Below are 23,671 nucleotides of genomic sequence, written 5' to 3' on the forward strand. Positions count from 1 at the left end.
CCTGAAGCTCTCTCGAAGGCCTCCAAAAGCGAAAACAAAAACGCCTGCGGCGACTCAGACGGGAAACTCCGCGTCGGGGTCGACCACTCGGTCGGGTTCGGCGGGCGCTCGCCAGTCGGTCGTCAGTTCCAGCAGTTGGACGAGCATCCGGCCGGTCGCTCCCCAGACGGTGAAGCCGTCGACGTGGAAGAAGTGGACGCGAATTGGGCCGTACGTCGGGTGGTCGCGGCGTTCTGACTCGTAGTTCGCGGGGTCGGTGAGGTCGGCGACCGACAGCACCGCGATTTCGGCGACTTCCCGTTCGTCCGGCGTGTACTCGCGGTCGGGGACGCGGCCGACGAACGGCCGCACCGAGTAGTCGGTCACCGTCTCGATGTCGTCGAGACGGCCGACGAGTTCGACCTCCTCGGGTCGGAGGCCGATTTCCTCTCTCGCTTCGCGCAGTGCCGTCGCTGTCAGGTCGGCGTCGCTCGGTTCGCGGCCGCCACCGGGAAAACTCATCTGTCCGGGATGCTCGCCGAGATGGTCGGCACGTTTCGTGAACAGCACGTGGGGGTCACCGTCTCGGAGCAGCACGGCTGCGACGACCGCCGCCTGCCGCGTCGCTCCCTCGACGGCGGTCGGGTCGTGACGCGCTACTCCTGTGAGGTCCATGTCTCTTGGTCTCGTTCGACGGACTTAGTCTTGAAGAACCGCGTCGAGTCTCTGACGTATCGCCTCGGTTTCGACGGGTGCCCACGCGTCGAGGTCGTACGTCACGTCGTAGAGGCGGTTCAGTCGGTCCTCGTCGCCGTCGTCGATTGCGGCGTCGACTTCGCTGTCGAGGCGTTCGCGCACCTGCTCGCCGAGCGCTTCGCGGTCGACTTCGCGTCGCGGCACGTCGAGGATGTGTGGGAGGTCCTCGGCGTTCGGCGGCAACGACGGGAACGCCGCGGGACCGACCGTCACGAACGTCTCGTTCTCGAGGGCGCGGCGCTCGGGGCCGTTCGTCTCGACGCTTCGGTCGTCGGCGTCGGCGACGTACTCGACGAGATAGTACTCCGAGATGGCGGTTTCGACCGCTTCGGAGAGCGCCTCGGCGTCCGTCTCCGACCCCTGCTTGTACGCCAGTTCGTCGAGCGCGGATTCGAGTTCTTCGTGGGTTAGCGCTCCGAAGAGGTCGACGACGCCCGCGAGGTCGTCGTGTGTTCGGCTCGTTCGGCTCACTCGCCCGCCCCTCCGTCGTCCGCCTCGTCGGCCGTCGATTCCCGCAGGTCAGCTTCGGCGAGTTCGGCGACCGTCGCCGGTGAAATCGGCGAGTCGACCCACGCCGGGAGTCTGTCGTCATCGCTGGGCGCAGTGATAGCTTCGGTGTAGCGTTCGACCTGTTCGTACTCCTCGCTTCGGTCGTAGTCGAGGCCGTTGAACGCGGCGTCGACGCCGTACTGACGGACCAGTCGGCGGGCCGTCTCTCGATATCGTCTCGGCAGCGTCTCGTACGCCGGGTCGACGCCGTGGTCTTCGACGACCTGCAGGAGTGCGGCGCCGACCGACCGACTCATCTCCGAGAGGCCGGTCGGCCCACCGACCGCCCGGTGGTCGTGTTCGTACGCGCCCAAATCGACCTGTGCACTGCCGTCCAATCCGGCGAGCGTGAACGCATCGCCGAGCGTTCCGACCTCCAACCCCCACGTTCGCTGGACGCGGAGGCGACGAGCCACGTCCGTCGTCGCCGCGAACTCCCCGGCGAGTGCGTAACGAAACGCAGAGAGGTAGTCGAGAATCGGCGCGTCCGTCTCCTCGGCCAACGCGGCGACCAGCGGCGCGTAGAACAGTCGAAACAGTCGTCCGTAGAGCCGGTCGTTCTCGACGCGGGCGTAGTACCCCTTCGAGAACTCGTAGCCCTGCGAGAGCGGAAACAGCAGTCGGGAGACGTACGAGCGCGAGTACGTCTTCGTGTCGGCGTCGTGGACGACGACGAACTCCGAATCGAGCGCCTGTCCCAGCGCCAACCACACGTCTCGTCCTTTGCCGCGTCGGCCGTTCAGTCCTTCCTCCGCCAAACGCGAAGTCAGTCGCGGTCCGTCGCACCACAGCACCGACAGCGGCAGGTCGTACTCCGAGAGCCAGTCGGTGAAGGGGCCGACGCGCTCCGCCGACGCCCGGAGCGGAACGACGACCCGTTCGGGGTCGACGTGTTCGAGTTCCGAGAGCACCCGTTCGGCGGCCAGACCGGCGTACTCGCGTTCGGTCATCGGCAACACCACTGCAGCGCGGTCCGTCGGCGCGTCTGGGGCGGGGTCGGCCAGGTCGTGGAGCGTCGCGATTCGCTCCTGGACGTACTCCATCGACTGTCTCTGAGGAGCGCCGGATGAAAAGCAAGCCGGTTACGTGGATACGGTGTCGTCTCCGCGGCTTTCACAACTCGGGAGTCGGACGCTCGTCTCGGCGTGCGAGCGACGAACGTGAGAACAGGTGCTATTTGCAACTAGTTTCGCCGGGGTATTTTTGTGGTGTGAGCGAGAAGGGCGGGCCATGGATTCTACCCGGAAGGGTCTGCGCGCGGGAGAACTCGGGAAAGACACGTACGGGCGACTCGCTTGCGAGGAGTGCGGAGAGACGCTCAAAAAGCGCAACGACCCCGACGAGGTGTTCGCCGTTCGCAGTTGTCCGGACTGCGGCCGCGAGTGGAAAGAGCTGTAACGGCCGTCACTCGAAGACGCCGTCGAACGCCTTCGCGCCCAGCGGGTCGAACGTCCCCGCAGCGACGTTCTCGGCAACGTGTTCTCGGCTCTTCGTTCCGACGAGCGCTGCCGTTACTGCGGGTGCGCTCCGGGCGAAGTTGAGCGCCTGCTGACTCGGCGAGTCACCCTCTAGCTCTGCTGCGACAGCCTCGGGGAGTCCGGCGACGAGGTCTCCCTGTTTGAGACTCGCGCTCGCAAAGACGGAGAGTCCCGACTCGTGGGCGAACTCCAGTGCGCTCACTCGCTCGCTGTCGTCTTCGTCATCTTCGTCGCGTTCGTCGCTCCTGTGTTCGTCGTTCTCGCTTCCGTGGTTCACGGGGCGTTCGTGGACTTTCGCGGTGAACGCATCGGCCATCTCGACGTTGAACGGCAGTTGAAGGGCAATCAGCCCCGATGCCTCGTTGCCGACGGTCTCGGCGGCGCGGTCGGCCCGCGAGACGACTTCGGCCAGCGAGAGATAGCTGGGATGCTCCGGCGGCACGCGGAACGCCTCCCACGTGGCGATGCCGTAGCCGCCGATATCTCCCGCGTTTCGACGCTTTTCGAGTCGCTCGAACGCCGCTTCGAGTTGGTCGTACACGCTCTCCGCGTCGCGTTTCGCCAACTGCGTCTCCGGGTTGTGGACGTAGTAACAGTCGATAGTGTCCATTCGGAGATTGTCGAGCGACCGGTCGAGCATCGCGTCGAGGAAGTCGGGTGTCATACAGTGGCTACCGCGTGCGAGGTCGTCGGCGTCGACGAGGCCGGTGTCGACGAACTGCTCGCGGACGTACGCGCTCGGGTCGCTCGGACGCTCGCCGTCGAACGGCAGAAATCCGCCTTTCGTGGCGACGACGAGTTCTTCTCTGTCGATGTCGGCGTCGCCGAAGGCGCGACCAACCACGCGCTCACTGCGCTGGCAGCGGTAGTTTATCGCTGTGTCGACGAGGTTGACGCCGCTCTCGAACGCCTCTACGAGCGAGTCGTGGTACGCGTCGTCGACGGCGTCGGTCGGCGCACCGAGATACGTCCCGATACCGATGCTCGACACGACGCCGGGACCGAACCGGCGGAAGTACGTCCGGCCGAAACTGTCGCCGAAGCGGTCCCGATACCCCCACGTGCCGTTCGCGGTAGCCATGGCCGATGTACGAGTAGCCGGTGAAAAAGCGTTACAGGTCTGTGGTTGGCTGCCGTCAAATCGGCTCGGTTACACGTCGCCGGTGAGCGTCTGGAACAACCGGTCGACGAGGCCGTTTCGGGGCACCGGACTCGGCACGTCGCTGCCCGTCGGGTCGACCTGTGGAATCTGGCCGCCGCCCATGCGGGCGTGGCCGCCCGCCGAGGCGCTCGGGATGTCGGAGACGGCCGCTTCGAGCGCCCGGCCCATGTGGACTCGGTCGTCACGCGAGCGACCCGACAGATACACCGTGCCGTCGCGTTCGCCGCAGACGACGACGGCCGTCACGCCTTCGAGATGCATCAACTCGTCGGCCGCCTGCGGGATGGCGTCGACGTTCGAGACGGGGCCGACGTCGCTGACGGCGAACGAACCCTTCACTTTCCGCCCGGCGATGGCGCGGGCTTTCACTTCCAGCACTTCCGCGCCAACTTGTGGGTTAGCGATTCGGTCGAGGAGGTCCTCGTCGACGCCGGGGTACAGATAGCCGCTGGCGGTGAAGTCGGCGGCGACACACCCCGAGGTGAGCCGTTTGGTGTCCGAGAGGATACCGTACAAGAGGCCGGTCGAAACCGTCGACGGCATCGTGTAACGGGCGTTGATTTCGCTCGCGTGCTGGTCTGGCGGGACGGGTTTCGCGCCGATGTCGCGGAAGTACTCGGCGATGATACTGGCGCTCGCGCCGTAGTTCGTCCGAACGTCGGTGAACTCCTCGCCCGCGCCGTCGCCGGGGTGGTGGTCGACGACGGCGAACGGAAGCACACTCTCTGCGCCGGCGAAGCCGCGAGGGGTGTTGTGGTCGACGAGGACGACGTTTTCGGCGGCGATTTCGGAGACGTGGTCTATCTGTTCGAGGTCCAAATCGAGCACCGTACGAAACGCGCGGTTCTCTTGGTGGCGTATCTGTCCGGTGAACTGGATGCGCGCCTGCGTGTCGACTTGGTCGGCGAGGCAGGCGACGCCGATAGCCGCCGCCATGGCGTCGGGGTCCGGGTTCGGATGCATCAACACCGCGATTTCGTCCAAATCCGCGAGCGCTCGCTTGAACTGCACGCCCATCGGGCGGCGAAACCAGCGAAGCGCGTAGCTGACGCCGAACAGCGCGACGAGACCGACGGCCAACACCGTCGCAATCTCGGGGTTCTGACGGACGAACGACTCCGCTTCCGTGAGCGCGTCCGTCGCGGCGACCCTACTCGGCATACTCCGTCTGTCAAAGTGAACCAGTAAGAAGGTTCCCCAAATATATTCGTGTAGATTTCGATAGACAGGAAGGAGATTTTCGGAGTCTTACGGTTCGTCGGTACGGAATCGTTCGATTGCGTCGGCGTATCCCGCACGGTAGTCGGGGTAGCGAAACTCGTAGCCGAGTCCGCGCAGTCTGGCGTTCGAGCAGCGCTTGCTCGTCAGTATCCGTCGACGGGCCGCCTCCGAGAGGTTACCCGCGTCGAGACGCTCCTGTTTCGTCCGTTTTGCCGGTCTGTCGACGCCGCACTCGTCGGCGAGCCAATCGGCGAACGTCCACTTCTCGACGGGGTCGTCGTCGACGACCAACACAACCTCGTCGCGTCCGCGGTCGGTCTCCAGAAGATGTCGAATCGAACCGGCGGCGTCGTCGCGGTGGACCATGTTGAGATAGCCTTCAGTCACCGGACCCTCTAGATAGCGCTCCAGCCGATATCTGTCCGGGCCGTACAGTCCCGCAAAGCGTGCCACCGTGCCCTCGAAGCCGTACTCGCGCGGCGTCTCGCGGGCGACGCGTTCGGCTTCCGCGAGAACGCGTGTCTTCTCGGTCGTCGGATTGAGTTCGGTCTCCTCGTCGACCCAGTCGCCGTCGTGGTCGCCGTAGACGCCGGTCGACGAGGTGTAAACGTACCGTTCGGGTGGGCGCTCGCGCTCGAAGAACGCCGAGAGCGCCGTCTTCTGCCCCTCGACGAACACGTCGCGGGCGGCGTCGGCACCGCGGCCACCGGAACTCGCGGCGAAGACCAGCCAGTCGGCGTCGGGAACGGCGGCCAGTGACTCCACATCCGTCACGTCCGCACGAACGGCGTCGAATCCGGCCGACTCGATAGCGTTCTGCCCTTCTTCGGAGCGTCGGACGCCGACCACATCGTGACCTGCCTCGGTCAACTGACGACCGAGTTCGAGACCGACGTAGCCACAGCCGAGAACGACGACGCGTTTTTCGACATCACCCTCAGTCCCGCTGTCGTCGCTCATCAGCGGTCGTTCCGCTCGGCGATGAACTGGTGGACCGCCGCGAGGTCGTCGAGCGAGAACGCGGTTCGTCCCTCCAGCGCCTGCTGAACCTCTTGGCCGGTGAGGTCGGCGTCGACGTTCGAGGCGATGGTGTCCACGTCGAGGACGCCCGTCGTCATCCCCATGAGCAGGTGGTCGCGCAGTTCGAGAACGATGGCCTCTTGGTCGGGGTAGTCGTCGCTCGCGGCGAGAACGCCGGCGGCTTCTTCGAGGGTGAGGTCCGGCGACTCACCGTCCGAGAGCGCGGCGAGTCGGTCACGGTCGACACCCGACTCGGCGGCGACCGTCTCGACGCCGACGTCGTCGACGACGGCGGCCAACTGGTCGTCGTAGGCGGCGCGCAACTCGTCTGCAGTCAGCGACCCCGGATTCTCCGCAGCGTCGTAGAGCATACAAGGAGTCGCTCCGCGCCGGCCAAAACGGTTGTCACTCCGGATAGCGCTCCCGCTGCTGTATCGGTCGACGCCGACGACTCTGCTCAGTCAGCACCGTCGTTTCGGCGTACACCCCGGAGTCGGCCAGCCACCCGAGCGTTCGTCCGCGTCGCCGTCCACGTCACCGACGCCCGGCGGCGTCGGCGGCACCGCGACGACGACGGTGGTCTGTACCTCGAAGGAGATGCGTTCACTTCGACCCAGTCGCTCGGCTTCGCCGTCGCCGTCCACGTCGAGCGTCACCGTCGAGCCGTCGCGGACGTATCTGAGGTCGCTCGTCCCCGCCGGCCCACGCCGCGCGGTGACGACGAACTGGGCGTACTCGCCGCGAGCCTCGACGGTCCAGACGTTGACCGTCGCGTACCAGTAGCCCGGCACTGGCGCGACCGGCAGGCCCGACGGAACGCCGACGAGCGCCTTGTCCGCCCACTTCGTGCCTTCGAGGCGTTTCTCGACGCGTTTTCCGAGGTGGTCTGCGGCCCGTTTCGTCCCGTTCTCCAGTTCGGCTTCGAGTCGCTTCTTGGCTCGCTGGGCGAGCCACTGCGTCGCCATCGAGGTTTTCTGCGTCGGCTGTCGGTCGACCCGTGCGGCGTCGCTGCGGGCCGCCGCGAGCATCGACGTTCGGAGTCGGAGTTCGAGGCGGTCGGTCCGCCGGTCGGACCAGTCACGTCGGACACCCACGCGGTCGGCGATAGCCGTCGCTGCCGACCCGTTGACCGCCGCGAGCGCTCGGTGTCCGTGGCCGTCCCACTCGCCGAACCCGTCGTCGACGGCGGCGCGACGTTCGGCCGGCGACAACTCCGTCTCCGATTCGAGCGTCGTTCTCGCCGCTCGTTCCGTTACGTCGACCCCGCCTGCGACTTCGGTTCGGAGTCGCTTCCGTCGCTCGTCGAGCGTCCGGTTCTCGGTCGCGTCGGCGGTCAGGTTCGCCACGACGAGCACCTGTCCGCCGGTTCGGAGACTCGTTTCTTTCGACCCTTTCAGCGCGCCGCCGACGATGGTGTCGGCCACGTCGCCGTACGGTGCGGTCACGAGGTTCGTGTTCCGCGCGGCCAGCGGTCGATAGCTCGCGTTCGCCGGAACCGTCGGCGCGTGCGTCCGGTCGACGCTCCCGAGCGTGAGGTAGGCGGGCGACCCGTCGGGGTAGAGCGCCACGTCGCGGCCGGGACGGCGCTCGCCGAACGTCCGTGGGTCGGGAACGACTGCCTCCTCGGCTGTTTCGACGAGTCGGCTGAGTTCTGCCGACGAGGTGGCCGACGCGCCGTGGTCGGCCAGCGTCTCGCTCAGACGCTCGTTTCGTCCGGCCGTCCGGTCCGCCCGGGCGTCGAGGTGGTCGAGCACCCGTTCGAGATACGCCGCGCGCGCCGCGACGCGTGCCCGGTCGGCCGCGCCGTCGTACGTCTCGGGAGCGTCGAGCAGCGTCGCCCGGCGTGACCGGAGTTCAGCAGCCAGTTCCGCAGGTGGGTTCGCCTCACCCGACGCCACGTCCGTCGCGTCGAGTTCGACGTGTATCGCGCGAACCTCCGTTCTGAACGCCGAGATGTCGTCGTACACCCACGACCCGAGACGTTCGGGTCGGTCACCGACGACTCTCGTCGTTCTCGTTTCTCTCGCTGCGTTCCCCGCACTGCTCGGCCCGGCACGCTCGACGGCGTGTCGAGCAACGGCGTCGACACCACCGCGTCGGTCCACCAGCTTCGTCCACGCGCGCGTCGGAGTGTCCGCGAGGTTCGGCCCGGAGAGCGCGCCGCCTCGCTCGAACGCCCGGTCGACCGGACGGCTCGGAACGCCGTCGAGCGCCCGCTGTTCGACGCCGAGTGCGATGCCGACGCGGTAGCGGTCGGTCCACACTGCTCGTGTGGTTCGCGTCTCGTCGCCGCGTTGCCACGTCACCGTCCGCACGTGTCGTTCGACGACTTGTCGAGTCGCCGTCTCGGTACGCGTGCCGGCCGGCGACGGGAGAGCGGCGTCACCCGCGACCACCGAGACATCTGTTCGGCTCTCGTCGCCGAGACGACTCCAGTTTCGGCCGGGCGACGAGGGTCGTCTCGGTGCTTCGTCGTGGGTCTGTTCGACTCGTGTCGAGAGTTGGGCGTCGACGCGATAAGCGGCCACGAGTGTCTCAGACAGCGAACGCTCGTCCGCTCCGTCGCCGCCGGCATCCGTCGACTCTTCGTCGAGAAACGAGACGAACGCGGCGTCCGCGGTCCGGTTGACTCCGACGGTGAGCGAGCGTTCGTCCCGCGACACTGTCGGGATGGACGTACTCGGTTCGGAACTCGTGGGACCGTTCGGCGGCGCGAGAATCGCGTTTGCGGCATCCCCGGCTTCCGGTGGGGCCGGTGCCAACAGGTCCGACGCGCCGACGCGTATCGTGGCACGTTCGACGCCGCGGCGCGCCGCCGGGTCGCTCCGTCCGAACGCTGCCCGCTGGACGGCGACGACGCCCGTGTTCGTCGACAGTCCGACGTGGCGGTTCGAGACGACGTTCTCGATGGGTGCGCCGCGGTTCTGCGCGTAGCCGCGGGCCCACGCAACGGCGTAGAGACGGGCCGTCAGCCGACGGTCCAACCCCGGTCCCGAGAGCGCTGACCGGCCGAGACGACTCTCGAACGACTCGGTTCTATCGTGCGCGAGAAGCACCGGATTCGCCACCGTCACCGTCAGCGAGTCCGTGCGCGTTGCGACGACCCGTCCGTCGCGGGTCGCCGTTCGCGTCACGTTTTCCAGCGTGACGCGCATGGCCGTCCCCTCGTCGACCCGTTCGACCGTGACCGAGCGTTTCGCCAGCCTGAGGTCGGAGACATTCCGAACTGCCGGTAGCGACACCGTCGCGGCAACGTCGTTTCGGTGGTACGTCGTCCGCTCGAACCGCTCGCGCGCCGCGAGGTAGAGTCGAATCCGAAGCGAGTCGACGAACGGGGACGACTCGTTGAGTACCGACCCCGCTGGCGTCTCCGCGCGGGCAGTCACAGGATTCGCGGCGGCATCGACAGCAGCGTCGTCGGCGGCCACGCGGAGCGCAGTGACTGACTCGGCGTCGACGCGCTCCATCGCCGTCTCTACGTCGTCGTTGCGGACCGGTGCGGGACCGTCGAGCGACGCGGCGAACGCCGAACTCGTCACGAGCAGCAGGACCCCGACGAGCGCGAACGGGACACGTCCGCGTTCTCCGTCGAGAAACTCGGAGAGAGGCGCGCCGGCGCTCACGCCGACCACCGCCGGACGGTGATACGCACTCGTCCGTCGGAGAGCCCCGCGGCGGCTCCGACCGGCGAGTCGAACTGCTCTCTGAGGTCCGATTCGACGCGCGGTTCCAGCGCCGAGACGAGTCGTGCGTTCGCCGTCGACACCGTCGACCGGTTCAGCGTTGTCGGAAGCGTCGCGCCCGTGAGTTCGGCCGCCCGGTGGTAGCGATATCGGACGAGCGACGAGGTCGGGTAGTCGTCGCCGAGCGCCAGACGGGTCCGTTTCGGCGGAAACCACGTCCGCACGAGACGTTCGCTGACGACCGTTGCGACACCGGCGAACCCGTCGGATATCGCCCGACGAGCGACCATATCCTCGTCGAGCGCAGTCGCCGTCGGAACGGTGAGAACAGCGACGTGAACGTCTGCCGACGGGGGTGGGGCTTCGCCGACAGTCGTCTTCGACCCGACGCTAGAACCGGGGTGTGGTCGCCAGTCTGCGACGATGTGTGTTCGCGGCGGTATCGACTGCGCGACGGCCGCACGAGCCTGTTGCTGGAAGTCGTCGCCGGTGTGGGTCAGTCGCTCGTCGCCGACCGTCGGCGTCGCCAGCGTCGACTCGGCCAGTAACTGCGCGAGCGTGCCGTGGGCGTACCGCTCGAACACTAGCCCATCTGTCACAGGAAACCGCTCTGAGTCGTTCGCGCGGCGCGCGCCGGGTGCGAGAGTGTACCCGATTTCGGCGGTGCTGGTCGAGAGCGTCTCCGCGACCTGCGACGCGTCGGTGTCGGTTGCGAGTTCCGGTGAGTCCGACGGAACACTGGCGAGCGTCACCGCGGCGGCGCTCACGAGGAGCAGACAGAGCGCCGCGTCGAGCACGGTGCTCGTCATCGCCACACCACCACCCGGAGACGGCCGGGACGAACGACGCCCGGCCGGAGACGGACACCGAGTCGGCGAGTCGCCGTATCCATCTGGGCCGTACGAGCGCCGTGGCCGCGCCGGTCCGGTGTCGGTGGACCGGTAGTCCAACTGTTGTCGCTGGTACTCAGCGAGACGTTGAGTTCGTAGCCATTCGGTGCAGCACGCTGTCCACGACCGACCGAGTTCGGGTCGGCGACGCCACTCTCGCTCACCCGCTCGGAGACGCGTTCGAGCGTCGGGTCGGCCAGCACTCGCTCCTCGGTGCGTCTCGCGCCGTCGAAGACGACGGCGTACGAAGAGAGCGCGAGGACGACGGCGAAGACGGCGACGAGCGCCGTCGTCGGCTCGGTCTGTGCGCGTCGTGACTGGCCACCACCGCTACGCTCACGCGCCGACGAGCGTTGCATTCTGCTCCCCCCACTGAACTCGGCGGACGACGAGCGTCCGGTCGACTGGTCGCCACGTCGGTTCTGTAGTCTGCGCTTCGACGAGCGCCTGTGTGAACGCTCGACGGCTCTCGAACGTCCGCTCGGGAGCGGCTCCGTAGAGCACGGCTTCGAGTTTCGAGTCGGGCCGGATGGGTGCGACCGGCCCGAACGCGAACGCGGCGTGGGCCGTTCCGCCGTCGTTTCGGAGACTCACACGGCGTGGGCCGAGTCGAATCATCGTTGCGTCCAGCGGATGTTCGGCCGTCGTCGCGTACTCGCTGGCGGCGACGCCGTCGACGGTGTCAGCGACGCTCGTCGCGTCGGGTGCTGCCGTCGCCGGGAACGACAGCGCAGTCCCGACCATCGCCGTTCCTGCGAGTGCGAGGCCGAGCCACGTGTACCACGTGTCTACGGGTGTGTCGAACATACGACGCGGTGGCCGCCTCTCCACATTTAAAGACTCACACGAGAAGCCCCGCGGCGACGAACGCCGTGAGATACGTCGTCGTCGCGGTCAGCAACGCAAGGCCGATTCGATAGCCGAGAAGCACTCGGTCGACACCGTGTTCGATAGCCGTCGCCAGCGCGGTCAGAAGCACCGCCGAGAGGAGAACGTACACGCCGACGACCAGACCGAACGTGGCAGTGCCGGGCGCTCCCGACATCACCGACGCGGTTGCGGATGCGGCGTCGACACCCGCCCCGGCGGCGTCCATCGTACCTGTTGCCCCACTCGCGCCCGCCGCGCCCGCCGCGCCCGTCGCGCCCGTCGCGCCCGTTGCACCCACTCCGAACCCTGACGCCCCTGTCGACGACACGCCGCCGAGGCGTTCGACCAGCGCAACCGTCGCACCGCCGACGAGCGGGCCGAACAGCGCGCCGGTGTTCTGCAGCGTCTCGGTCAACTCCGAGAGTTCGCGCTTCGCCTCGCGTTCGAGACGTCGGAGACGGCTCAGTTGTTCGGCGGTGGCGACGAGCGCCGCACCCGCCGGCGTGCCTTCCGTCGCCGCCAGCGCGAGGAGTTCGGCGGCGCTCCTCGCACGCGAACTCGGAACCGACGCGAGGGCACCGTCGTCGCCGAGAAACGCCTCGCGGACGTCGACGCGGAGCGCTCGCTGCGTCGTCGCCGCGTCGGAAAGCATCTCGCCCGTCGCGCCGTCGAGTTCGTCGGCGACACGCTCTAACGCCCGTTCGACGGCGACGCCTTCGAGAACGTGACGACCCACGAGATACATCGCGTCGTCGAGACCGGACTCGACGCGGCGGATGTGAGCGTGAACCTGTCGAATCGACCGAAAGCGAACGACGAGCGTGCACCCGACACCGCCGCCGAGGACGACGAGCGGTACACTCCACGGGCCGACGACAGCGAAGGCGACAGCAGCGCCCCCAACTGTGGCCACGGCAGCCACGAGGTAGTTCCGCGGCGGCGTCGACGCGGCCGGATGGTTCGAGTCGACTTGGGGCGGCGGGAAGGCGACGGGTCGACGACTCACGAGCCAAACGACCGCACAGAGCAACCCAACCGGGAGGGCAACGTCGTAAACGACGACGAGCGCGAATGCTCCGATGGAAACGCCGGCGCTCGCGGCCGCCGGCAACACGCCGACGAGCGCCAGCGGGAGCAACACCCCGAACGCGTAGAGGCCAGACAACGGTGCGCGAACGTCTTCGGCGAACCGGGCGAGTCGGTCGCGCGTGCCGTCCAAGACCGTGTCGAGTGCACGTTCCAACCCGCGTTCGCGCTCGCCGGGCGTCGCCGCCGTACTGGCGAGAAGCAGCGTCGTCGCCCGCCCGAGCGCCGGTAGTCGGTCGGCCCACTCGTCGCCGAACGCCGCCAACCCAGAATGTGGCGTTCCCCGCGCACGCCGGACGTGTGCGGCGAGACTCGTTGCGAGCGGACCTTCGCCCGTTCGGGCCGCAAACGTCGCCGCGCGTTCGGCAGTCGGTTCCAGTCGGAGGCGGAGCACTGCCCGGTTGACGACGCCAGTCGCGTCGCCGAGCGCACCCGCTCGTCGCGTTCGCGCGAGAAGGACCGGCGCTCGGTGGACGACGTGAGCGGCACCGAGGCCGCCGGCGAGCGAAACGGTCACGGCGACGACGAGAGGCAACGACGCGGCGAAACCCGCCACAGAGAGCGAGCAGAGCGTAACGACCACCGCGACGCCGTACCCGCCGCGGACGACCGTTTCGGCCGGTACAGGCGCGTCGAGATAGCGCAGGGCGTCGTCGAGCGTCCGACTAGTGTCGACGTCGACGAGGTCGGCGGGAACCACCCGTGCGAGTGCCCGTAGGACGGCCACCACAGCTGACGACTCAGTTCTCACGCTCATCGGTCTACGTAGGCGGCAGCGACGTCTCTCGGTCGGGTCCGACCGCTGTCGACGAGCGTTCGGAGCAACTGTCGTCGCGTCGCCATCCGCCGTCGGACGTCAGCGTACTGCTCGTTCGGACCGGCGAGCGAGTCGACGAGGACGCTGTTACCACGTTCGACGACGCCCGTCGACCGGAGTTCCCCGTCGACGTACTCGAACAGCGTCTCGAAGCGGACGCCGTCGCCGTCACCGACGCACACCTCCTCGATTCGGGCGACGTGGCGGCCGTCGCTCGGCGAGAGCGTCACCACGAGGTCCGTCGCCGCGAACGACGACTCCGGTACACCGAGGTCGGCGACGACCCGCTCGCGGACCGCTTCGCCGCCGTCGCCGTGAATCGTCCCGAGAACGACGCTGCCGCTCGCGCCGACGCGCATCGCCTCGTACAACGCGGCGGCCTCCTCGCCGCGAACCTCGCCGACGACGAGCGCTCCTTCGCCGAGTCGGAGCGCGGTTCGGACGCCGTCGGTCGGCGTGAGCGTCGCGTCCTCGTCGGTGTCGGTGTGGAGCGTCTGCACCTCGCGGTCGTGTGCTTGCAACGAATCGACCGGCAGTTCCGGCGTGTCCTCCACGACGACCGTTCGCGTCGCCAACGGGAGTTCCCAGAGCAGTGCCCCGAGTAACGTCGTCTTGCCCGCCCCTCGCGTCCCGGCGACGAGACCCGCCGCGCCGCGTTCGACGGCCACGGAGAGCAATGCGGCGGCGTCCGCCGAGAGCGTGTCGTTGTCGACAAGCGCCGGCAGCGTCAGCGGAACGTCGTCGTGACGTCGAAACGCGAACGCGAGACCGTCGCTCGCCGGGTTCGAGACGCCCGCGACGCGGATACGACCGCTGTCGGCGTCGACGACCGCGTCGAGCGTCGGGTCGGCTTTCGAGAACGGCCGACCGCTCGCGCGGCGAAACCGCGACGCCAGCGCCGCCGCGCCCGATGGGGTGAGACGGACGTTGGTGTCGAGTCGGTCGCCGTCGACCACGACCCGAACCGGATTCGACTCGACGGGCGCGGTCACGAACACGTCCGAGACTCGAGGGTCCGCAAAGAGGTCGTCGAGGACGCCGTGGCCTCGCGTGTGCTTCGTCAGGAGTGCTGCGAGTCGGTCGACCGGCACCGCTGACTCCCCGGCAGTTCGCTCACTGTCTCCCTTCCCGACGACGGCACGAACCGCCCGGCCCGGCGCGCGCTCACCAGCCCCGCCGACACCGTCCGCCAGCGCGGTTCGTGCCGCCGCGAGCGTCGCAATCGCGGCCGAGTCGAGGTCGGCGAACGCGGGGTCCAGATGGTAGCAGTCCCGGCTACCGCCGCGGTCGTACCGTCGCACTGTCGTGTTGTCGTCGAGCGACCACTGGTCGGTGAGCGTCGTGTTCGGCGGTGGCCGCAACGCCACGCGCGAACGAACGAGCGTCGGTCCGACGAACGCTCGAAGCGCATCCTCGTAGCCTGTTGCGCGTGCGGCACCCTCTGCGAGGCCGGTCTCGGCGGCGATTCGGGCGACGGGACCGGCACGACCTGTCGCGTCGGACGCCGCTCCGAGGGGGTCGCTCCGCGCCCGCTCTGCGAGGACGGTGTCGTGAACGGCCGCCCGTTCGACGAACCGCCCCGCAGCGAGCAGCAGTCCGGCCGCGTCGCCGTCGTAGCTCCGTTCGTAGCCCCGAGAACGAGTCCGCACCACGTCGGCGTCGCGGTCGGCGAGCGCGTCGACGACGGTCGCTCGGCAGGCGGAGTCGGCGACCAAGTCGCCGTCGCCGGGGCAGTCGTCGGCGTCGACGACGAGTTCGACGCGTCGGCCGACGCCGGTGCCACTCGGTTCGACGAAGGAAGTGTCACAGCGACACTGTGTCTTCCCGTCGTCAGAACGTCGCCCACCGGCAGATTCGCGTCCGTCACCGCCGCCGAGTCCAATCCGTGAGAGCAGTCGCATGCGGCGGGGTGGTCGCCTCACCCTATTTGAACCTCAGCCCGACTCTTCTCGTCCGAGGTCGAGACGGCGGAGCGTCACGACGGGCCGTCCGCCTCGGTCGACGAGTGCCAAGGAGAGGCGATGGATGCCCGCCGTCGAGAGCCGTACTGGACCATCCGGCGTAGAGAGCGAAATTCGGGTGAAGCGGTACGTCGTCTCCTCGTGGCCCGTCAAGCGATAGCTGAGCGAGGCGCTCGTCGTCGGTCCCCGACCGTCGAGTTCGACGTAGTCGATGGGGGCGCTCGTCAGCGACCGCTCGGGGACGGAGACGGCGACGACGCGCCGGGCAGCGAGCGAAGAGTCGTCTACCGTGTCCTCGGTCTGTGGAAGGTCACGAGCGGCGTCGACGATGTTCGTGAGTTCCCCGTCGAGGTGGACGGCGGTCCGGTCGATGCGGGCGCTTTCGACCGCAGGCATCGACGCGGCGACGAGCGCAACTGCGAGGACGGCGGCGACGACGAAGCGCGTCACCACGTCTCTTTGAGGCGGGCGGTGAGTCCCTGTCCGGAGTCGTCGGGTCCGGGTTCGCTTGACTCGGTCGATTTGGCACCCCGGTCGTCCGAGGTGTCCGAGTCGACTTCACTGACGATTTCTGCGACCGCATCGCTGCTGGACCGCTCGCGCTCCATCGACTCGACGGCCGCGATGGCAGCGTCGGCGCGGCGCTCGACGTCGCGGTTGACGGCTCGGACACCGCCGACGTAGCCTCTGAGCGCCTGTACCGCGGCCTCCAGTTCCGAGAGTCGCTCGTCGAACTCGGCGTCTGTTTCCTCGACGGCGGTGAGTCGCGCGTCGAGTTCCGCGGCGTCCGAGAGGTCGGCGACCGAACTGTCGTCGCCCGTCGCGCTCCGCTCGACTGCGCTCAAGCGCGTGTCGAGACGGTCGAGACGCGTTCTGTGGTGACTTGCTTTTGTGGACTCGCCGCCGCTTCGTGCGGTTTCGTCGGACATCGTGTTTCGTTTTGGACTCGTTTTCTCTCATAAGTCTCTGGGGGAAGTTTGAAGATGGGACCCTGATAGAATGAGATATGAAAACCGTCCTGATAGGTGTCGGACAGGCTGGTGGGAAACTCGCCACGGCGCTGGCCGAGTTCGACTCCCGGATGGGCTTCGGTGCAGTCCGGGGCGCACTCGCAGTCAACAGCGCGAAAGCAGACCTCCAACCGCTTCCGCTCGACACGGTGCTCGTCGGGCAGGATAAAGTGAACGGCCACGGCGTCGGCGGCGACAACGAACTCGGCGCGGAAGTGATGCAGTCGGACGCCCGCGAAGTGATGGGCGAACTCGACGGCCGCATCACCGCCGAGGCGGAAGCCATCTTCGTCGTCGCCGGACTCGGCGGCGGCACCGGCAGCGGTGGGATGCCCGTCCTAGTGAAGGAACTCAAGCGCGTCTACGACGTGCCCGTCTACGGTCTGGCCGTTCTCCCCGGCCGCGACGAAGGCTCGATGTATCAGGTCAACGCCGGTCGCTCGCTGAAGACCGTCGCCCGCGAAGCCGACTCGGTGCTTCTCGTCGACAACGACGCGTGGCGCTCCTCCGGCGAGAGCATGGAGGAAGGGTTCGACGCCATCAATCAGGCTATCGCCCAGCGCGTCGGCTTGTTGCTCGCCTCTGGTGAGGCGACCGAAGGCGTCGGCGAGTCCGTGGTCGACTCCTCGGAAATCATCAACACGCTCCGCTCGGGTGGGGTCGCGGCGCTCGGCTACGCCAGTTCGGAGGCCAGCGCAGACGCCGAGGACAACATCAACACCATCATGAGTACCGTCCGCCGGTCGCTTCTCACCGGGACGAGTCTCCCCGAAGCGACAGAAGCAGACTCGGCGCTCGTCGTCGTCGCCGGGGAAGCACAGACCATCTCGCGGAAAGGTGTCGAACGCGCGCGGAAATGGGTCGAGGAGGAAACCGGCAGTCTGCAGGTCCGCGGCGGCGACTTCCCGCTCGAAAGCGGCCGTCTCGCGGCGCTCATCCTGCTCGGCGGCGTCGAACGCTCCGACCGACTCCAGCAGTTCATGGAGCGCGCGAAGCAAGCACAGAAAGAATCTGAAGAAGAGAAACCCGACCCGGTCGATATGTGGAGTAACGACGAGATAGACTCGTTGTTGTAAGCCTCAGAAGTCGTCTCGGTCCTCGTCGACCGTCGATTCGTCCGAATCGGTCGGCGAGTGCGATTTTTCGCCACGCATCAGTACGTAGAGTACCATCGCAAGCCCTCCCGAGAGAAGTGTCGCAAGAGTCCACGCTTCCGAGTTCGTGTCCGTGCGCATCTCGGCGTTCCGATACACCCACACAGAACCGGCGACAGGGACTATCCACGCTGTCGCAGCGAGCAACAGAAAAACCGTCAGCACCGCACCGTCCGGCGTACTGCCGAACAGCGGAATCGAAAAGAACGAACTCACGTGTTCGGACGCTCAGCCGTTTAGACGAGACTCGCGCCGTCGAGTTCGGCGCGTTCGTACTCTATCTCCATCAGGTCGAGGATGGTCGGCGCGATGTCGAACAGGTCGGCCTCGCCGATGTTCGCCTCGGTGTCGTCGACGAACAGCGTCGCGTTGTCGAAACTGTGCATCCCGTTTCGCGGGCCGGTGCCGAACACGTCGTCGTGGCCCTTGAAGCCGGCTTTCAGGTCGAAGCCGTGAGCGGGGATGGCGACGAGGTCGGGAGCGATGTCCTCGTGGTCGCCGCGGAACGCTTCCTCGCGTTCGACGACGCGTTCGCAGACCTTCTTCCCGTCGGGGCCTTCGAGCGCTTCGAGTTCGGCTTTGAGTTCGGCGCGGACCTGCTCGTACTCGGAGTCGGGGACGCTGCCGCGCGGTTCGCGGCCTTCGAGGTTGATGTAGAACCGGCCGGGGATGAGCGAGTACGCCTTCGTGTCGTCGGCGATGTCGCCGAGTTCGGAGTGGTCGTCGCTCTCGTAGCTCAGCCACCCGCTCTGTTCGAGCCACGTGTTGAAGTGGACCTCGTAGTCGAGCGAGGTGAACCCGTGGTCGGAGGCGACGACGAGCGTCACGTCGTCGGGGAGCATCTCCCGAATCTGGCCGATGTAGTCGTCGACCTGCTTGTAGAAGTCGATGAACGCCTGCTTGTTCGGCCCGTCGCGTTCGTAGTCTTTGAACAGGAAGTGGTTGACGCGGTCGGTCGTCATGAACACGCCGAAGAAGAGGTCCCAGTCGTCCTGTTCGATGTAGTGCTCGAACGCGTTGAACCGCTTTTCGATGGTGTCGTGGGCGTCCTCGACGAACTCGGTTTTGTCCTCCTCGTGACCGAGTTTCGCGTTCATGTCGATGCGGTAGCCCATCGAGTTGAGCGTGTCGCGCAGTTCGTCCGGTTGCGCCGCCTTGTCGACGCTCGGCGAGAGAAAGCCCGAAACCATCCGCTGGACGTTTCGCTGCGGCGGGAACGTGACGGGGACGTTCATCACCGTCGCGTCCATGCCGGCCTCGCTGACGCGGTCCCACAGGCGCGTGGCCTGTACGTCGCGGCCCATCGGGACGTAAGTGTCGTAGGAGCCGATTTCGCGGTCTTGGAAGCCGTAGACACCCGTCTCACCGGGGTTGACACCCGTCGTCAACGCGGGCCAGCAGGCGCTCGACTCCGGCGGGACGATGCTGTCGATGGCACCGGCGGTGCCTTCGTCGGCCAGACGTGCGAAGTTCGGGAACTCGTCGCGGTGGTCGTCGAGAAGACTGAAAGGAACGCCGTCGATACCGATGAAAGCGACGCGCGGATTGTCGTTACCACGCAGTCGGTCGAACAAACCCATACCCCGGGATACCGTGGAAGAACGTAAAGAGTCTTCCCTTAGTTGCACTGCCCGAAACCGACGCCGTCGGTCCCTCCTGTGACACTTTCCGCTGGCGTCTGCCGTACCGAGGGCGAAGGAGCGAAGTGCCGAGCGACGCAACGAGCGGTATGAAGGAGTTCGAGCGGAAGCGGTTGTTGGAGCGGGTCAACCGCGAAGGGGCGACGGTCGGGGCTGACATCCCCGACCGCATCGACGTACAAGGCGAGGAGATAGACCTCCGCCAGTTCGTCTTCGAGATAAAGCGCCGCGACACTATCCCGCCCGGTGAGAAAGAGCGCGTCGACACGGCGAAGAAGAACCTCCGCCGCGAGCGACTCCAGCGGTTCCAGAAAATCGAGAACAACCAAGTGAGCTACGAAGAAGGCGAAAAACTCGTCGAGAGCATTATCGGCATCGACCGGGCGCTCAACGCACTGGAGTCGCTCCGACCGACGGACCTGAATCAAGAGGCGGAGTTACAGGAAGCCGCCGACAAGAAACGGTGGATGAACTTCCTCAGGCAGGCGCTCGGCCGTGACGACTCCGGGGGGCGGATGCGACGATGAGCACGACTGTGCGACACGCCACGACCGCCCGACGAAACACCGAGGCCGCGCCGGCGAGGTGGTCGGCATGACGACCAACGCCGAAGTCGCCGACCGATTCGAAGAGTTCGCACAGTTCCTCGAAGCACAAGGCGTCGACTACAAGCCGCAGACGTATCGCCGCGCCGCCGAGAACATCCGCAGTCACCCCCGGTCGGTCGCCGACCTCGCCGGAGAGAGTCAAGACGCCGTCGAGGAGATAGACGGGGTCGGCGACGCCATCTCCAGCAAAATAGTCGAGTACGTCGAAACCGGCGAAATCGAGGAACTCGAAGCACTGCGCGCCGACCTGCCGGTCGACATGGTCGCGCTGACGAGCGTCGAAGGCGTCGGCCCGAAGACGGTCGGTGACCTCTACGAGGCGCTCGGAATCACGACGCTCGACGAGTTGGAGACCGCCGCCGAAGCGGGTGAGATACAGGAAGTGAAGGGATTCGGTGCGAAAACCGAGCAGAACATCCTCGACAACATCCCCTTCGCCCGGCAGTCCCAAGAGCGCGAACTGCTCGGCGACGCCCGCCCCGTCGCCGACGAGTTGCTCGCGTATCTCCGCGGCGACGACAGCGTCGAATCGGCGGAAGTCGCCGGGTCGATTCGCCGCTGGCGCGACACCATCGGCGACGTGGACGTTCTCGTCGCCAGCGACGCAAACGAGTCGGTCGTATCGACGTTCACGGACTGGCCGAACGCCGACAGCGTCATCGAAGCGGGCGAGAGCAAGGCGAGCATCCGCTCGAACGGCATCCGGGTCGACCTCCGCGTCGTCGTTCCCGAAGAGTTCGGGTCGGCGCTGCAGTACTTCACCGGAAGCCGCGACCACAACATCCAACTCCGAAACGTCGCTATCGACCGCGACCTGAAGATAAACGAGTACGGAATCTTCGATATTTCCGAAGTAGCGGACCCCGACGCGGGCCAACGCGTCGGCGACAGAGTCGGCGGCCGTACCGAGGCCGAAATCTACGAGGCGCTCGATTTGCCCGTCATCCCGCCGGAACTCCGCGAGGACCACGGCGAGATTCAGGCGGCACAGAACGGAACGCTCCCCGACCTCGTCGAAGAGGGCGAGATTCGCGGCGACCTGCACACCCACACCGACTGGTCCGACGGCGGAAACAGCATCGAGGAGATGGTCGCCGCCGCCGAAGAACGCGGCTACGACTACCACTGCGTCACCGACCACGCGACCGGCCCGGGGATGGTCGGCGGCGTCGGCCTCTCCGACGACGAACTCAGAGAGCAGATGGACGCCGTCGAAGCCGCGCGCGAGAACGCCGACATCGAGGTGTTCCACGGCGTGGAAGCCAATATCGACGCCGAGGGCGGTATCTCCGTCGACGACGACCTGCTCGCCGAACTCGACATCGTCGTCGCTTCGCCGCACAGCGCACTCGACCAAGGGCGTGAGGAAGCCACGGAGCGCCTCGTCGCCGCCGTCGAGCATCCGTCGGTCGACGTGCTCGGTCATCCGACCGGCCGACTCATCAACCAACGTGCGGGACTCGACGTGGACTTCGACCGACTCGCCGCCGCGGCGGCCGAACACGACACCGCGCTCGAAATCAACGCGAACCCCGCGAGACTGGACCTCTGGGGCGAAGTCGTCAGTGTCGCCGTCGACGCGGGCGCGACCATCGCCGTCAACACCGACGCGCATAGTCCCGGCGAGTTCGAGAACGTCCGCTACGGCGTTCACACCGCGCGTCGCGGGTGGGCAGAATCGGCTGACATCCTCAACACGCGCGAAGCGACGGGCCTCCGCGAGTTCCTCCACTGAGATGAGCGAAAAGACAGCGTCGACCAGCACTTCCCTGCTGCTCGACGTGATGCTCGGAAAACTCGCCGTCTACTTGCGGATGTGTGGTTACGACGCCGTCTACGCGCTCGACAGGGAGATAGAGGCCGACGAGCGACTGCTGGCACTCGCTGAGACGGAGAATCGTCGACTCCTCACGCGCGACGTACAACTCGCCGAACGCGCAAACGACGGTGTTCTTCTCCAGTCGCGTGTCGTCGCCGACCAGTTACGCGAACTCCGAGACGCCGGCTTCGACCTCACACTCGATGACCGACCGGCGCGCTGTGGACAGTGTAACGGGCCGGTCGAACGCGTCGGCGACAACGAGAGGACACCCGAATACGCCCCGGACTCGGCCGAGCAGGCAGTGTTTCGGTGTATTCGCTGTGGACAGCACTTCTGGAAGGGGAGTCACTGGGACGACGTAGAAGAGACGTTGGCGTCGATTTGAGCCGATTCGAGTCGCTTCGACTTCAGCGGCGGTTCTCGTCTTCGCTCCGACTGGTCCACTCCTCACAGGCGGCCATGTCGTCCATCAGTTCGCTGTGGTGGTGGCAGTACGGTTGCATGCCGTGTTCCGTTCGGACGTACTGGAAGTGTGTGCAGCTCCCGCAGTAGCTGTCGCCTTTCGGTTGGCGCGGCTGGCTCGGCGTCTCCGTCGAGTTCGAAGACATGACCTCGGCGTCGCCGGGGACGGGGTCGTCGAGTGGCGAGTAGATGTCCGCGTCGGTCGCACCGCCGTCGCTGACCGTCGAACTCGTGACGGAGTTCCATCCCGACGACCCCGTGGAGTCGGTCCCGGTCGTTCGGCTGTTCGACACCGATGACCCGCCACGATGGGCGGTCTGCGAGCCGTGGTTGCTGCCAACGTTGCTGACGTTGCCGACGGTGTCGACATCGTCGGCAGACGCGTTCGTCGATTGGTTCGTCTGTGTCTCGACTTCGCCGTCGGGCGTCGCACCGAGCAGTCCGATACCGCCCATGCCGCCGGCGACTGGCCGTTCGACTTCGACGATTTTCGTCTCGCCCTGTCGAGTAATCTCCATCCGGACTGTCCCGCCGGGGTCGTTTCGCGTCTTGAAGTTAGCGACGCCGGCGAACAGACACCAGAACGTGGTCACGCTGCCGACGAAGTACAGACCGACGGTGGGAAGGGTGAGCTCCGGACCCTGCACGCCCGGACAGACCGCTCCGGACCACTGACAGGGGTACGCCTCCCAGAACAGCGCAACGCCGGCGAGCGTCACGAGCGCGCCGACGACGGCCGCAAAGCGGGTTCGACGCCCGGCAGGCAGGATGGCGAAGATACCCAGAAACACCGCCGGGACGCCGAGGCCGCCGAGGGTGATTCCGAGTTCCCGCGCCTGCCAGAGCGGGGCCTCCGCACCGACGAGGAAGTTCGTCGTCGCGGCGAGGATACCAAGAACTACGAGCAGTGCGCCGGCGAGAAACAGTCCCGCTCCCGCGTACAGTCGACGGGAACTCGCGTGTCTCGTTCCCGCTCTGTACGCCTCCGAGAGACTCGTCATGGCCGCGGCTACGTAACCCCCCCACAAAACGATGCGTCAGACACGCGTCAGACACGCGCTTCAGAGAGCTCCGAAGTGTCCCGAACGGACCCTCTGCGCGCTTCGTCCGGTCGGTCGAGCGAGGCTGTCGCCGGAGGCGGGTCGAAGAGATTAATGTCGGCGGTGGCAAACCGCCGGGTATGGCTGACGACGATGCCGAAGACGAGGGACCAGTCGTCGAACTCGGCGACGGCGAACCGGTCGACGGCGCACCGCTGGCGCAGGTCGCCTCCCGACTGACCTGGCCGCAGCAGGCGAGTAGCATCCGACAGAAAGAGGGCGACGCAGTCATCCGGACGCCGAGCGGCGCACAGACGCTCTCGGACGTCCTCGACCGCATCGACGACACGTACTTCGACACTCGCCAGACGTTCGTGAGCAAGGTTCACGCCGTCGTCGGCGACGAACCTGTCGAGACCTCGAACTGACCGACCACGTCGCTTTTTGCGCCGACACACGGATA

The 23,671-nt window shown here is 66.9% G+C and carries 24 protein-coding genes and 1 pseudogene; 7 read left to right on the forward strand and 18 right to left on the reverse strand.

All coding sequences use genetic code 11. The features are described 5' to 3' along the window. Positions 1 to 54 precede the first annotated feature (54 nt). The 3 genes from AUR64_RS06050 to AUR64_RS06060 are packed head-to-tail and all read right to left on the reverse strand — an operon-like array spanning position 55 to position 2,327. Complete coding sequence (locus AUR64_RS06050; RefSeq protein ID WP_058581059.1) at positions 55 to 654, reverse strand: NUDIX hydrolase; 600 nt, start codon at positions 652 to 654, stop codon at positions 55 to 57. 24 nt (positions 655 to 678) lie between these two features. Further along, a complete protein-coding gene (locus tag AUR64_RS06055) occupies positions 679 to 1,206 on the reverse strand; it encodes a DUF7109 family protein (protein WP_058581060.1) in 528 nt (175 codons plus the stop codon). Next, on the reverse strand, positions 1,203 to 2,327 hold the full coding sequence (locus AUR64_RS06060; RefSeq protein WP_058581061.1) for a hypothetical protein: 1,125 nt from the start codon (positions 2,325 to 2,327) through the stop codon (positions 1,203 to 1,205). The genes AUR64_RS06055 and AUR64_RS06060 overlap by 4 nt, the downstream gene beginning before the upstream one ends. Before the next feature lie 187 nt (positions 2,328 to 2,514). On the opposite strand from AUR64_RS06060, the gene AUR64_RS20890 reads away from it, so the two are divergent. After that, positions 2,515 to 2,682, forward strand: a complete 168-nt coding sequence (locus tag AUR64_RS20890) for an HVO_0758 family zinc finger protein (RefSeq protein ID WP_169794657.1) — start codon at positions 2,515 to 2,517, stop codon at positions 2,680 to 2,682. A gap of 6 nt (positions 2,683 to 2,688) precedes the next feature. Here the strand turns inward: AUR64_RS20890 and AUR64_RS06065 are convergent, their stop codons facing one another. The 3 genes and pseudogenes from AUR64_RS06065 to AUR64_RS06075 all read right to left on the reverse strand — a co-directional run. Then, positions 2,689 to 3,843, reverse strand: coding sequence for an aldo/keto reductase (locus AUR64_RS06065; RefSeq protein ID WP_058581062.1), 1,155 nt, complete (start codon positions 3,841 to 3,843; stop codon positions 2,689 to 2,691). Between the two features lie 69 nt (positions 3,844 to 3,912). Beyond that, a complete protein-coding gene (locus AUR64_RS06070; protein ID WP_058581063.1) occupies positions 3,913 to 5,085 on the reverse strand; it encodes a DHH family phosphoesterase in 1,173 nt (390 codons plus the stop codon). An 87-nt stretch (positions 5,086 to 5,172) separates the two neighbouring features. Further along, a pseudogene (locus AUR64_RS06075) lies at positions 5,173 to 6,066 on the reverse strand (NAD-dependent epimerase/dehydratase family protein); the annotation flags it as partial. On the opposite strand from AUR64_RS06075, the gene AUR64_RS21380 reads away from it, so the two are divergent. After that, the gene (locus AUR64_RS21380) at positions 5,998 to 6,192 is read left to right on the forward strand and encodes a hypothetical protein (RefSeq protein WP_394326098.1); all 195 of its coding nucleotides are present in this window, start codon (positions 5,998 to 6,000) and stop codon (positions 6,190 to 6,192) included. The pseudogene AUR64_RS06075 and the gene AUR64_RS21380 sit on opposite strands and share 69 nt — an antisense overlap. Here AUR64_RS21380 and AUR64_RS06080 read toward each other — a convergent pair. From AUR64_RS06080 to AUR64_RS06120, 9 genes are all read right to left on the reverse strand, one after another. Continuing rightward, positions 6,105 to 6,536 carry a DUF5791 family protein gene (locus tag AUR64_RS06080; protein WP_058581065.1) on the reverse strand — a complete coding sequence of 144 codons (432 nt, stop codon included), beginning with the start codon at positions 6,534 to 6,536 and terminating at the stop codon, positions 6,105 to 6,107. The genes AUR64_RS21380 and AUR64_RS06080 overlap by 88 nt on opposite strands. Positions 6,537 to 6,626: 90 nt before the next feature. Then, positions 6,627 to 9,788 carry a DUF7286 family protein gene (locus AUR64_RS06085; RefSeq protein ID WP_071391249.1) on the reverse strand — a complete coding sequence of 1,054 codons (3,162 nt, stop codon included), beginning with the start codon at positions 9,786 to 9,788 and terminating at the stop codon, positions 6,627 to 6,629. Then, positions 9,785 to 10,657: a DUF7284 family protein gene (locus AUR64_RS06090; protein ID WP_071391250.1), complete on the reverse strand. Its 873-nt coding sequence runs from the start codon at positions 10,655 to 10,657 to the stop codon at positions 9,785 to 9,787. Before AUR64_RS06090 ends, AUR64_RS06085 begins: the two co-directional genes overlap by 4 nt. Next, the gene (locus tag AUR64_RS06095; protein ID WP_058581068.1) at positions 10,654 to 11,097 is read right to left on the reverse strand and encodes a DUF7285 family protein; all 444 of its coding nucleotides are present in this window, start codon (positions 11,095 to 11,097) and stop codon (positions 10,654 to 10,656) included. The genes AUR64_RS06090 and AUR64_RS06095 overlap by 4 nt, the downstream gene beginning before the upstream one ends. Beyond that, on the reverse strand, positions 11,075 to 11,545 hold the full coding sequence (locus AUR64_RS06100; protein WP_058581069.1) for a DUF7283 family protein: 471 nt from the start codon (positions 11,543 to 11,545) through the stop codon (positions 11,075 to 11,077). The genes AUR64_RS06095 and AUR64_RS06100 overlap by 23 nt, the downstream gene beginning before the upstream one ends. A gap of 34 nt (positions 11,546 to 11,579) precedes the next feature. Next, positions 11,580 to 13,451: a type II secretion system F family protein gene (locus AUR64_RS21025; RefSeq protein WP_058581070.1), complete on the reverse strand. Its 1,872-nt coding sequence runs from the start codon at positions 13,449 to 13,451 to the stop codon at positions 11,580 to 11,582. After that, on the reverse strand, positions 13,448 to 15,412 hold the full coding sequence (locus tag AUR64_RS06110) for a type II/IV secretion system ATPase subunit (RefSeq protein WP_058581071.1): 1,965 nt from the start codon (positions 15,410 to 15,412) through the stop codon (positions 13,448 to 13,450). The genes AUR64_RS21025 and AUR64_RS06110 overlap by 4 nt, the downstream gene beginning before the upstream one ends. Positions 15,413 to 15,445: 33 nt before the next feature. Further along, positions 15,446 to 15,922 (reverse strand): DUF7311 family protein, encoded by a 477-nt coding sequence (locus AUR64_RS06115; RefSeq protein WP_071391252.1) that lies wholly within the window; start codon positions 15,920 to 15,922, stop codon positions 15,446 to 15,448. Next, on the reverse strand, positions 15,919 to 16,401 hold the full coding sequence (locus AUR64_RS06120; protein ID WP_058581073.1) for a DUF7310 family coiled-coil domain-containing protein: 483 nt from the start codon (positions 16,399 to 16,401) through the stop codon (positions 15,919 to 15,921). Before AUR64_RS06120 ends, AUR64_RS06115 begins: the two co-directional genes overlap by 4 nt. Before the next feature lie 77 nt (positions 16,402 to 16,478). Between AUR64_RS06120 and AUR64_RS06125 the strand changes: the two genes are divergently transcribed. Then, the gene (locus AUR64_RS06125) at positions 16,479 to 17,558 is read left to right on the forward strand and encodes a tubulin/FtsZ family protein (protein WP_058581074.1); all 1,080 of its coding nucleotides are present in this window, start codon (positions 16,479 to 16,481) and stop codon (positions 17,556 to 17,558) included. A gap of 3 nt (positions 17,559 to 17,561) precedes the next feature. Here the strand turns inward: AUR64_RS06125 and AUR64_RS06130 are convergent, their stop codons facing one another. After that, positions 17,562 to 17,852: a hypothetical protein gene (locus tag AUR64_RS06130; protein WP_058581075.1), complete on the reverse strand. Its 291-nt coding sequence runs from the start codon at positions 17,850 to 17,852 to the stop codon at positions 17,562 to 17,564. A gap of 20 nt (positions 17,853 to 17,872) precedes the next feature. Then, positions 17,873 to 19,216: an alkaline phosphatase family protein gene (locus AUR64_RS06135; RefSeq protein WP_058581076.1), complete on the reverse strand. Its 1,344-nt coding sequence runs from the start codon at positions 19,214 to 19,216 to the stop codon at positions 17,873 to 17,875. 149 nt (positions 19,217 to 19,365) lie between these two features. On the opposite strand from AUR64_RS06135, the gene AUR64_RS06140 reads away from it, so the two are divergent. The 3 genes from AUR64_RS06140 to AUR64_RS06150 all read left to right on the forward strand — a co-directional run bounded on the left by AUR64_RS06140 (position 19,366) and on the right by AUR64_RS06150 (position 22,091). Beyond that, positions 19,366 to 19,803: a DUF5788 family protein gene (locus AUR64_RS06140; protein WP_058581823.1), complete on the forward strand. Its 438-nt coding sequence runs from the start codon at positions 19,366 to 19,368 to the stop codon at positions 19,801 to 19,803. Between the two features lie 67 nt (positions 19,804 to 19,870). Further along, a complete protein-coding gene (gene polX, locus AUR64_RS06145) occupies positions 19,871 to 21,619 on the forward strand; it encodes a DNA polymerase/3'-5' exonuclease PolX (RefSeq protein ID WP_058581824.1) in 1,749 nt (582 codons plus the stop codon). 1 nt (position 21,620) lies between these two features. Further along, a complete protein-coding gene (locus AUR64_RS06150) occupies positions 21,621 to 22,091 on the forward strand; it encodes a Mut7-C RNAse domain-containing protein (RefSeq protein WP_058581077.1) in 471 nt (156 codons plus the stop codon). A 22-nt stretch (positions 22,092 to 22,113) separates the two neighbouring features. Here AUR64_RS06150 and AUR64_RS06155 read toward each other — a convergent pair whose 3' ends face one another. Continuing rightward, a complete protein-coding gene (locus AUR64_RS06155; protein WP_058581078.1) occupies positions 22,114 to 23,169 on the reverse strand; it encodes a DUF7139 domain-containing protein in 1,056 nt (351 codons plus the stop codon). A 179-nt stretch (positions 23,170 to 23,348) separates the two neighbouring features. Here AUR64_RS06155 and AUR64_RS06160 point away from each other — a divergent pair, with 179 nt between their 5' ends. After that, positions 23,349 to 23,636 carry a DUF5789 family protein gene (locus AUR64_RS06160; RefSeq protein WP_058581079.1) on the forward strand — a complete coding sequence of 96 codons (288 nt, stop codon included), beginning with the start codon at positions 23,349 to 23,351 and terminating at the stop codon, positions 23,634 to 23,636. Positions 23,637 to 23,671: the final 35 nt, after the last annotated feature.

It is taken from the genome of Haloprofundus marisrubri, from assembly GCF_001469955.1.
GTDB classification, from domain to species: domain Archaea; phylum Halobacteriota; class Halobacteria; order Halobacteriales; family Haloferacaceae; genus Haloprofundus; species Haloprofundus marisrubri.